The sequence below is a fragment of the Kitasatospora sp. NPDC056184 genome, assembly GCF_042268405.1.
GTDB lineage: Bacteria > Actinomycetota > Actinomycetes > Streptomycetales > Streptomycetaceae > Kitasatospora.
In genome coordinates this window covers 163513-173457 of the sequence record NZ_JBHJUI010000018.1, presented here as the reverse complement: position 1 = coordinate 173457, position 9945 = coordinate 163513, and the positions used below count along the sequence as shown (strand labels likewise).

The window sequence follows — 9945 nt, the reverse complement described above, 5'->3', positions numbered from 1 at the left end:
ACCAGGTCGTCCAGCGCCTCGTCCGAGCGGCCGGCGACCACCGAGCCGATCGGCACGTCGGTGCCCGCGCCGAGCCGGGTGAGCAGCGCGGCGAGCGCGGCCTGGCAGGTCATGAAGAGGGTGACCCGGTGCTCGCGGGAGAGCGCGACCAGCGCGCGGTGCAGCTCGGCGCCGATCGGCAGCGCGACCCGCTCGCCGCGGTGGTCGGCCCGGGCGCCGCGCGGGCGGTCCGCGGGCAGCGCGATCTCCTCCGGCAGTTCGGCCAGGGTGGCGCGCCAGTAGGCGAGTTGGCGGGAGAGCAGGCTCTGCGGGTCGGCCTCGTCGCCGAGCAGCCCGCGCTGCCAGAGCGCGTAGTCCGCGTACTGGACGGCGAGCGGCTCGAAGACCGGCCGCTCACCGCCGAGGCGCAGGGTGTAGGCCTCGGCGAGGTCGCGCAGCAGCGGGCCCATCGACCAGCCGTCCCCGACGATGTGGTGCAGCGCGACGACCAGGACGTGCTCGTCCTCGGCGACCCGGAGCAGGGTGGCCCGGACCGGCGGCTCGGCGGCCAGGTCGAACGGGCGGCGGGCCGCGCGGTCCACCTCGGCGTCGACGGACTCCCGTGCGCAGTACAGGAGTTCGACGGGCACCGCGGCCTCGGCGAGGATCCGCTGGTAGGGCTCGCCCTCGTGCTCGGCGATCACGGTGCGCAGGCTCTCGTGCCGCTCGGCCAGGTCGCCGAGCGCGGCGGAAAGCGCGGCGCGGTCGAGCTCGCCGGTCAGGCGCAGCGCGAGCGGCATGTTGTAGAGCGCGCCGGGCCCCTCCATCCGGTCGATCAGCCATAGCCGCTGCTGGGCGAAGGAGAGCGGCAGCCGCTCGGGGCGCTCGCCGGCGGTGAGCGCGGGCCGGGCCTCGGCGCCGTCGAGGCGCTCGACCAGGCCGGCGACGGTCGGGGCCTCGAAGACGTCCCGGATGCCGAGTTCGGCGCCGAGGGCGGCGCGGACCCGGCTGAGCAGCTTGGTGGCGAGCAGCGAGTGGCCGCCGAGGGCGAAGAAGTCGTCGTCGATCGAGACGGCGCCGTCCAGGCCGAGGACTTCGGCGAACAGGCCGCAGAGGATCTCCTCGCGGGCCGTGCGGGCGGCCCGGCCGCCGGCCGTCGCGGTGAAGTCGGGGGCGGGCAGGGCGGCCCGGTCCAGCTTGCCGTTGACGTTGAGCGGCAGCGCCTCCAGGGTGACGAAGGCGGCCGGGACCATGTAGTCGGGCAGCGCGGCGGCCGCGTGGGCGCGCAGCTCCGCCGGGTCGGCGTCGGCGGCCAGGTAGGCGACCAGCCGGGTGCCGGCCGTACCGTCCCGGTGCGGCAGTACGGCGGCCTGCCGGACCTGCGGGTGGGCGGCCAGGACGGCCTCGATCTCGCCGAGTTCGATCCGGAACCCGCGCACCTTGACCTGGTGGTCGGTGCGGCCGAGGAACTCCACCGAGCCGTCGGCGCGGCGCCGGGCGAGGTCGCCGGTGCGGTACATCCGGGCGCCCTCGTCGTACGGGTCGGCGACGAAGCGCTCGGCGGTCAGCGCCGGGCGGCCCAGGTAGCCGCGGGCCAGGCCGGCGCCGCTCAGGTAGAGCTCGCCGGGCACGCCGACGGGCACCGGGCGCAGCCGGGCGTCCAGCAGGTGGGCGCGCAGGTTGGCCAGCGGGCGGCCGATCACCGGGCGGGCCACGGTGGCGTCGAGGCGGTGGTACAGGGCGTCGACGGTGCACTCGGTGGGCCCGTAGATGTTGAGCACGACGGTGTCGGGGGCGGCGGACAGCGCGGTCCACAGCTGCTGGCCGCAGGCCTCGCCGCCGATCATCAGCACGGCGGGCGGGCAGGTGGTGAGCAGGTCCTCCTCGACCAGCCGTTCGGCCTGGCCGGGGGTGACGTCGAGGACGTCGGCGCCGGTGCGGGCGAGGTACTGGACGATGGCGGCGGCGTCGCGGCGCAGGTCGTCGTCGAGCAGGTGCAGTTCCTGGCCGGCGACCAGCCAGAGCACCCCTTCGAGGAAGGTGTCGAAGGACATCGAGGCGGTCGAGGCGAAGGTGAACCGCCGCCCGGGGTTGGCCTGTTGGGCGAGGCTGAGGGTTTCGTCGCGGTGGAAGGCGTACAGGTTGGCGAGGCCGCCGTGCCGGACCACGACGCCCTTGGGGCGACCGGTGGAGCCGGAGGTGTAGATCACGTAGGCGGCGTGCTCGGGCCCGACCGCCACGTCCGGTTCGTCGGCGGGCAGCTCCGCCCAGATGGCGGCGTCGGCGGGCAGCACGGTCAGGCCGTCCAGCACCTCGGGCAGCGGCCAGGCGTCGGTGGAGAGCACGGCGGCCGGGCGGGCGTCGGCCAGCATGTGGGCGAGCCGGTCGCGCGGGTAGTCGGAGTCCAGCGGCAGGTAGGCGGCGCCGGCCTTGAGCACGGCGAGCAGGGCGACGATCGACTCGGCCGAGCGGGGCAGGGCGAGCGCGACCAGCGACCCGGGGCCGATGCCTGCGCCCTCCAGGCCGTGGGCGAGCCGGTTGGCGCGGGCGTTCAGCTCGGCGAAGCTCAGTTCCTGTCCGCCGAAGACCAGCGCGGTGGCCTCCGGGGTGGCGGCGGCCTGCGCGGCGAACGCGGCGGGGACGAGGACCTCGCCGCCGGGGCGGGCGGTGTCGTGCCAGCGGGCGAGCGCCGCGTGCCCGGCCGGGCCGAGCACGTCCAGCTCGGCGACGGGGCGGTGCGGCTGCTCGGCGGCCTGGGCCAGCAGTTGGACGAGGGCGCCGGCGAGCCGCTCGGCGGTGGCCCGCTCGAACAGGTCGACGGCGAACTCCAGGCCGCCGGAGAGCCCGGCCGGGCGGCCGTCCGGGTGGTGGCGCTCGGAGAGGTTGAGGGTGAGGTCGAAGGCGGTGCTGGGCAGGCCGAGCGGCTCGTGGGCGGCGCGGGTGCCGGGCAGGGCGGGGGCGCCGCCGGCGGTGCTGTCGGCGGCGGTGCTGTCGAAGGCGGTGTTGTCGAAGGCGGTGTTGTCGAAGGCGGTGTTGTCGAAGGCGATCATCACCTGGAACAGCGGGTGCCGGGCGAGGGTGCGGGCCGGGTTCAGCTCCTCGACCAGGCGCTCGAACGGCACGTCCTGGTGGGCGTAGGCGGCCAGGTCGGCCTCCCGGACCCGGCCCAGCAGCTCGGCGAAGGTGGGCGCGCCGCTCAGGTCGGTGCGCAGCACCAGGGTGTTGGCGAAGAAGCCGACCAGCTCGTCGAGGGCGGTGTCCAGGCGCCCGGCCAGCGGGGTGCCGATCGGCAGGTCGTCCCCGGCGCCGAAGCGGTGCAGCAGGGCGGCGTAGGCGGCCTGGAGGACCATGAACAGGGTGGCGCCGTGCTCGGCGGCCAGGGCGGCGAGCCGGGCGTGCAGGGCGGCGTCGAGCTCCAGCTCGACGACGTCGCCGCGGTGGGTGGGCACCGGCGGGCGCGGGCGGTCCAGCGGCAGCGGCAGCTCGTCGGGCAGGCCGGCCAGCGCCTCGCGCCAGTGGGCGAGCTGGGCGCCGAGCAGCGACGCCGGGTCGGTGTCCGCGCCGAGCAGCCGGTGCTGCCAGAGGGTGTAGTCGGCGTACTGGACGGGCAGCGGCTCCCACCGCGGCGCGGCGCCGGCCCGGCGGGCGGCGTAGGCCTCGGCGAGGTCGCGGAACAGCGGGCGCAGCGACCAGCCGTCGCTGGCGATGTGGTGCATCACCAGAGTGAGGACGTGCTCCTCGGGGCCCTCGGGGCGCAGGTAGGCGTGCAGCGGGACGTCCGCCGCCAGGTCGAAGGTGTGGTGGACGAGGTCCTGCGCGGGGCGGTCGGTGACGGTGAGCAGCGGGGCGGGCGGCGCGGCCAGCACCCGCTGGTGGGGCACGCCGTCGCGCTCGGCGAAGACGGTGCGCAGCGACTCGTGGCGGGCGGCGACGTCGCCGAGGGCGGCTTCCAGGGCCGCGCTGTCCAGCGGGCCGGTCAGCCGCAGGGCGAGGGTGACGTTGTAGGTGGCGCCGGGGCCCTCGGCCTTGCCCAGGAACCAGAGGCGGCGCTGGGCGAAGGAGACCGGCAGGTGCTCGGGGCGCGGCTCGGGGCGCAGCGCGGGGCGGGCCGGGGCGCCGGCGATCCGGGCGGCGAGCGCGGCGACGGTCGGGGCCTGGAAGAGGTCGCCGATGGCGAGTTCGGCGCCGAGCTCGGTACGCGCCCGGCCGACCAGGCGGGTGGCCAGCAGGGAGTGGCCGCCGAGGGCGAAGAAGTCGTCGTCGATGGTGATGCCGTCGATGCCGAGGATCTCGCCGAACAGCGCGCACAGGGCCCGCTCGCGCTCGTCGCGCGGGGCCCGGCCGTCGCCGTCGGCGCCGAGGTCGGGGGCGGGCAGGGCGCGCCGGTCGACCTTGCCGTTGGCGTTCAGCGGCAGGGCGGGCAGCACCACGACCGCGGACGGGACCATGTAGCCGGGCAGCGCCTCGGCGGCGAACCGCTTGAGCTCGGCGGCGAGTTCGGGGCCGCCGGCGGTGTCGAGGGCGGCGCAGTAGCCGATCAGCCGGGTGTCGCCGGGGCGGTCCTCGCGGGGCACGACGATGACCTGGCGGACGGCGGGGTGGCGGGAGAGCACGGCCTCGATCTCGCCGAGCTCGATCCGGAAGCCGCGCAGCTTGACCTGGCCGTCGATCCGGCCGAGGAACTCGATCGCGCCGTCGGCCCGGCGGCGCACCAGGTCGCCGGTGCGGTACATCCGCCCGCCGCCGTCGGCGTCGTACGGGTCGGCGACGAAGCGCTCGGCGGTCAGCGCGGCCCGCCGCCAGTAGCCGCGGGCCAGGCCGGCCCCGGCGACGTACAGCTCGCCGGGCACCCCGGGCGGCACCGGCTGGAGGCGGGCGTCCAGGACGTGGGCGCGCATGTTGTCCAGCGGCAGGCCGATCGGCGCCCGGCCACCGTCCAGGTCGGCGGGCCGCAAGGGGTGGTGGGTGGCGAAGGTGGTGGCCTCGGTGGGCCCGTAGACGTGGGCGAGCAGCAGGTCCGGGCAGTGGTCGAGGACCCGGCGCAGCAGGGTGCCGGAGGCGGCCTCGCCGCCGGTGCAGACCGTCCGCAGGGCGCGGAAGGTCTCCGGCGCCTGCTCGGCGACCAGGTCGAACAGGGCCTTGGTGAGGAAGACCGCGGTGACCCGGTGCCGGATGGCGAGGGCGTGCAGGGCGGCGGCGTCCAGGGTGCCGGGCGGGGCGACGACGACCGTGCCGCCGCGCAGCAGCGGCGCCCACAGCTCGTAGGTGGCGGCGTCGAAGGCGTGCGGGGAGTGCAGCAGGATCCGCTCGTGCCGGCCGTCGCGCCAGCGGCGGTCGTCGGCGAGGTCGACGACGTCGCGGTGGCGCACCGCGACGCCCTTGGGGGTGCCGGTGGAGCCGGAGGTGAACATCACGTAGGCCAGCCGGTCCGGGTGGACGGGCAGCGCGGGGTCGTGGTCGGGCCGGTGCGCCTCGTCGCCGGGGCGGACCACGGCGGCGGTGTGCGCGAAGCCGGGCTCGGCGCGGTCGGTGAGCAGGACGGGCGCGGCGGTGTCGGCGAGCAGTGCGGTCATCCGCTCGGGCGGCAGGCTCGCGTGCATCGGCACGTAGCAGCCGCCCGCCTTCAGCACGGCGAGGGTGGCGACCACCAGGTCCACCGAGCGCTCCATCAGCAGCGCGACCGGGGACTCGGGGCCGACGCCCGCGGCGATCAGGTGGTGGGCGAGCCGGTTGGCGCGGGCGTTGAGCTCGGCGTAGCCGACGGTGCCGCCGTCGTGGGCGAGCGCGACCGCGTCCGGGGTGCGGGCGGCCTGGGCCTCGAACAGGGCGGGCAGCGAACCGGTGCGGACGGGCGCGGCGGTGGCGTTCCACTCCTCGGCGAGGCGGGCGCGCTCCTCGGGGGCGAGGATGTCCAGGGTGCCGATCGGCGCCTGCGGGTCGGCGGCCGCGGCGGCGAGCAGCCGGCCGAGGCGCTCGAACAGGGTGACGACGGTGGCGCGGTCGTAGAGGTCGGCCGCGTACTCGACCGAGCCCTCCAGGCCGGCCGGGGCGCCGTCCGGGCCGTGCCGCTCGGTGACGCCGATGTTGAGGTCGAACTTGGCGACCCGCAGGCCGAGCGGTTCGGGGGCCGACTCCAGCCCGGGCAGGCCGAGTTCGCCCTCCTCGTGGTTCTGGAGCACCAGCAGGGTCTGGAACAGCGGGTGGCGGCCGAGCGCGCGGGCCGGGTTGACCTCCTCGACCAGCCGCTCGAACGGCACGTCCTGGTGCGCGAAGGCGTCCAGCTGGGACTCCCGGACGCGGCCCAGGAGTTCGTCGAAGGACGGGTCCCCGGACGTGTCGGTGCGCAGCACCAGGGTGTTGACGAAGAAGCCGACCAGGTCGCTCAGCGCCTCGTCGGAGCGGCCGGCCACCCCGGTGCCGAGCGGGATGTCGGTGCCCGCGCCGAGCCGGGTGAACAGCGCGGCGAGGCCCGCCTGGAGCACGGCGAACAGGGTGGCGCGCCGGCCGCGGGCGAGTTCGGCCAGCGCGGCGTGCAGCTCGGGGGCGAAGGTGAACGGGACGGCGTCGGCGGCGCCGGTGGGCGCGGGCGGCCGGGGGCGGTCCGCCGGCAGCTCCAGCTCCTCCGGCAGATCGGCCAGGACTCCTCTCCAGTGGTCGAGTTGACGGCTCATCAGGCTGTACGGGTCGGACTCGTCGCCGAGCAGCTCGCGCTGCCACAGCGCGTAGTCGGCGTACTGGACCGGCAGCGGCTCCCACCGCGGCTCGGCGGCCGCGAGCCGGGCGGTGTAGGCGGTGGCGAGGTCGCGCAGCAGCGGGCCGAGCGACCAGCCGTCGCCGGCGATGTGGTGGAGCACCACGAGCAGCACGTGCTCGGGAGTGTCCCCGTCGGTCGGGGTGAGCGAGAAGACCGTGACCCGGATGGGGAGTTCGGCGCTCAGGTCGAAGGTGTGGGCGGCTTCCGCGTCCCGCAGGGCCGGGTAGCCGGCCGGTGCGCACTCCACCGTCGCGAAGGCGATCGCCGCCTCCGCCGACGGCAGGATGTGCTGCACCGGCACGCCCTCCGCGTCCACCGGGAACACCGTGCGCAGGGCCTCGTGCCGGGCGACCACGTCCGCCGTCGCGGCACGCAGCGCGGCGGTGTCGAGCGGGCCGCGCAGGCGGACCGCGAACGGCAGGTTGTAGAGCGCGGTCGGCCCTTCGATCTGGTCGATCAGCCACAGACGCTGTTGTGCGTACGAAACCGGGATCACGGTGCTTCCTCTGCTCACGTCACGGGCGGGTGGGGGGCGCCGTCACGCGGCGACGGCGGTGGTCGGCAGGACCGAGGGGCGGCAGTCGAGGACGTCGACCGGGCGGCCCATCGCGACGGCGATCTTCCGGTCGCCGCGGTACGGGTCGCGGCCGTGCGCGCAGAGCACGTTGTCGACCAGCATCACGTCGCCGACCTGCCAGGTCTCCCGGACGGTGGCCGCCTCGTAGGCGGCGTTCAGCGCGTCGGCGTCCTCGCGGGTGAGCGGCTCGCCGTCGCCGAAGCCGGTGTTGAACGGCAGGCCGTCCGGGCCGAACTCCTCGACCATGGCCTCCCGGATGTCCGGGTCCAGCGACCACTCGCTCCAGAACGCCAGGTGGTTGAACCAGGCCTCCTCACCGGTGTACGGGTGGTGGATGGTGGCCGGCCGCAGCTGGCTGGTGCGCAGGTTGCCGTCCGCCGTCCACTCCCAGGAGATGCCGTTCTCCCGGCAGTAGCGCTCGACCTCGGCGCGGTCCTCGGTGGCGAAGGCGGTCCGCCAGCCGAGCGAGACGTAGTCCGAGTAGCTGCGGTTCAGCGTCCAGCCGGAGGTCCGGCCGCGCTCCGCCAGGTGCGGCGGCAGGGCGGCGAGGACCTTGCGGACGTCGGCGGTCGGGGTGGCGCCGCCCGCCTCCGGGGCGGTCAGGCAGGCGAACAGCAGCCGGCCGGGGAAGGTCAGCGTGTAGCTGTTCTCGTTGTGCATCCGGATCGGCTGCGCGGGCGGCAGGTCGGTCGACGAGAAGACGCCGTTGCCGAAGTCGCTGCGCGGGGTGGCCTTCTCCCGGTACGGGGTGGGCTCGGGGATCAGCACGTCGCGCACGGCGGCGACGTCCTCGGTGGCGGCGACCGGCAGGCCGCGCAGGAAGATCGTGCCGTGCCGGTGCAGCGCGGCGGTCAGCTCGGCCTCGTGCGCGCGCAGCCAGGCGGTGCCCTCGGCGAGCTCGGCGACGGCCGGCACGTGCGCGAGCGCCGGACGGCCGGGGTTCAGCTCCCAGGTGACCATGGCGGCGCTCACCGGCGGTCGAGGCCGGCGACCAGCGAGGCCGGGCGGATGTCGGTCCAGTTGGCCTCGATCCAGTCCAGGCACTCCTGGCGGGGGGCCTCGCCGTGGACGGTGGTCCAGCCGGCCGGCACGTCGATCCAGACCGGCCAGAGCGAGTGCTGGTTCTCGTCGTTGACCAGGACGAGGTAGCCGGCGTTGTCGTCCTCGAACGGGTTGCTCACGGTGGTCTCCTCGGTGCGGTGGTGGTCGTGGTGCGGTGATTCGAAGGTAGGGGCGCGGCGGGCCCGGAAGCGGCACGAGGCCCGGCAGGAGAGCGGCAGTTACGGGACTGCCGTCCTCCTGCGCGGGCCTCGGCGCGGGGGTCGAACGCGGGGTGCTGTGCCGTACGGCGCTCAGCGGGGCGTGAGGCGGACCGGGAACCGGTCCAGGCCGAAGTTGATGATCGAGCGGTTGTACTCCGCCGGACCGGCCGGCTCGATCGCCGACGCCTTCTCCAGCGCCGCCGTGAACAGCGCGCTCAGCTCCGTCTTCGCCAGCGGCGCGCCGATGCAGTAGTGGGCGCCCAGGCCGAGCGCCAGGTGCTTGTTGGGCGAGCGGTCGAGGCGGATCTCCTCGGGCGCCTCGAAGGCCTCCGGGTCGCGGTTGGCCGACCACACCCAGACGGCGACCCGGTCGCCGCGGCGGATCTGCCGCCCTGCCAGCTCGATGTCCCGGGTGGCGGTGCGCAGCGTGTGCAGCCCGACCGAGGTCCAGCGCAGCAGCTCGTCGACGGCGGAGTCCATGGACACCTCGCCGCGCTGCAACTGCCGCCACAGGTCCGGCCGGTTGACCAGGGTGTGCAACCCCATCGCGGCGGTGTGGCGGACCGTCTGGACGCCGCCGACCACGATGTTGTCCAGGTTGAGCACGACGTCCTCGACCGGCAGCAGCCGGCCGTTCACCTTGTAGGTGGCCATCATCGAGATGAGGTCGTCGCGCGGATCGGTGCGCCGCAGCATCACCTGGTGCAGCAGGTAGGGGATCAACTGCTGGTGCCCGGCCCGGCGCTCCTCCGGGGTGGCGCCGAGGAACGCCACGTCGCAGACCCGGACCACCATGTCGCGGTCCTTCTCCGGGACGTCCAGCAGGTCGCACATCACGGCCAGCGGCAGCGCCGAGACCACGTCGACGAGGTCCGCCTCGCCCTGCTCGACGGCCCGGTCGAAGAGCTCGGCGGCCCGGTCGGCGATCGACCGGGAGGCGCCGCGCACCCCGCCCTTGGAGAAGAACGGGTTGGCCGGGGCCCGCAGTTCGCGGTGCCGGGGCGGGTCGGTGAGGGCCATCATCCGGCCCGAGCCGACCGGCACGTTGCCGACGCCCGCGCCCAGCAGCGAGCCGGACTCCGAGCTGAAAGCGGCCGCGTTGCGCAGTACCTCGGCGGACTCCCGGTAGGTCATCACCGACCAGATCGGCCCGTCGTCGACGGTGTCGGTGCGGTGGACGGGCGCCTCGGCGCGCAGGTCGGCGACCAGCTCCGGGATGTCGGGGCGGGCCCACAGGGCGGGGTCGGTCAGATCGACGGAGGTGGTGGTCACCATGACGGCTGCTCCTCGGTGGCAGTCGGGTCGGCCGGGCGACGGCCGGCCGGGAGGGGGTTCGGGAGGGCGGTCGGGAGGGCGGTCGGGAGAGGGTTCGG

The 9945-nt window shown here is 75.6% G+C and carries 4 protein-coding genes; all 4 read right to left on the bottom strand.

The window, feature by feature from the left end:
• The coding region (locus tag ACFC0B_RS29775) for an amino acid adenylation domain-containing protein (protein ID WP_376092524.1) at positions 1 to 7229 on the bottom strand (7229 nt) is incomplete at its 3' end.
• Between the two features lie 42 nt (positions 7230 to 7271).
• Positions 7272 to 8270, bottom strand: a complete 999-nt coding sequence (locus tag ACFC0B_RS29770; protein WP_376092521.1) for a TauD/TfdA family dioxygenase — start codon at positions 8268 to 8270, stop codon at positions 7272 to 7274.
• Positions 8271 to 8278: 8 nt separating this feature from the next.
• Positions 8279 to 8491 carry an MbtH family protein gene (locus tag ACFC0B_RS29765; RefSeq protein WP_344330127.1) on the bottom strand — a complete coding sequence of 71 codons (213 nt, stop codon included), beginning with the start codon at positions 8489 to 8491 and terminating at the stop codon, positions 8279 to 8281.
• Positions 8492 to 8662: 171 nt separating this feature from the next.
• Positions 8663 to 9847 (bottom strand): cytochrome P450, encoded by a 1185-nt coding sequence (locus ACFC0B_RS29760; RefSeq protein ID WP_376092517.1) that lies wholly within the window; start codon positions 9845 to 9847, stop codon positions 8663 to 8665.
• Positions 9848 to 9945: the final 98 nt, after the last annotated feature.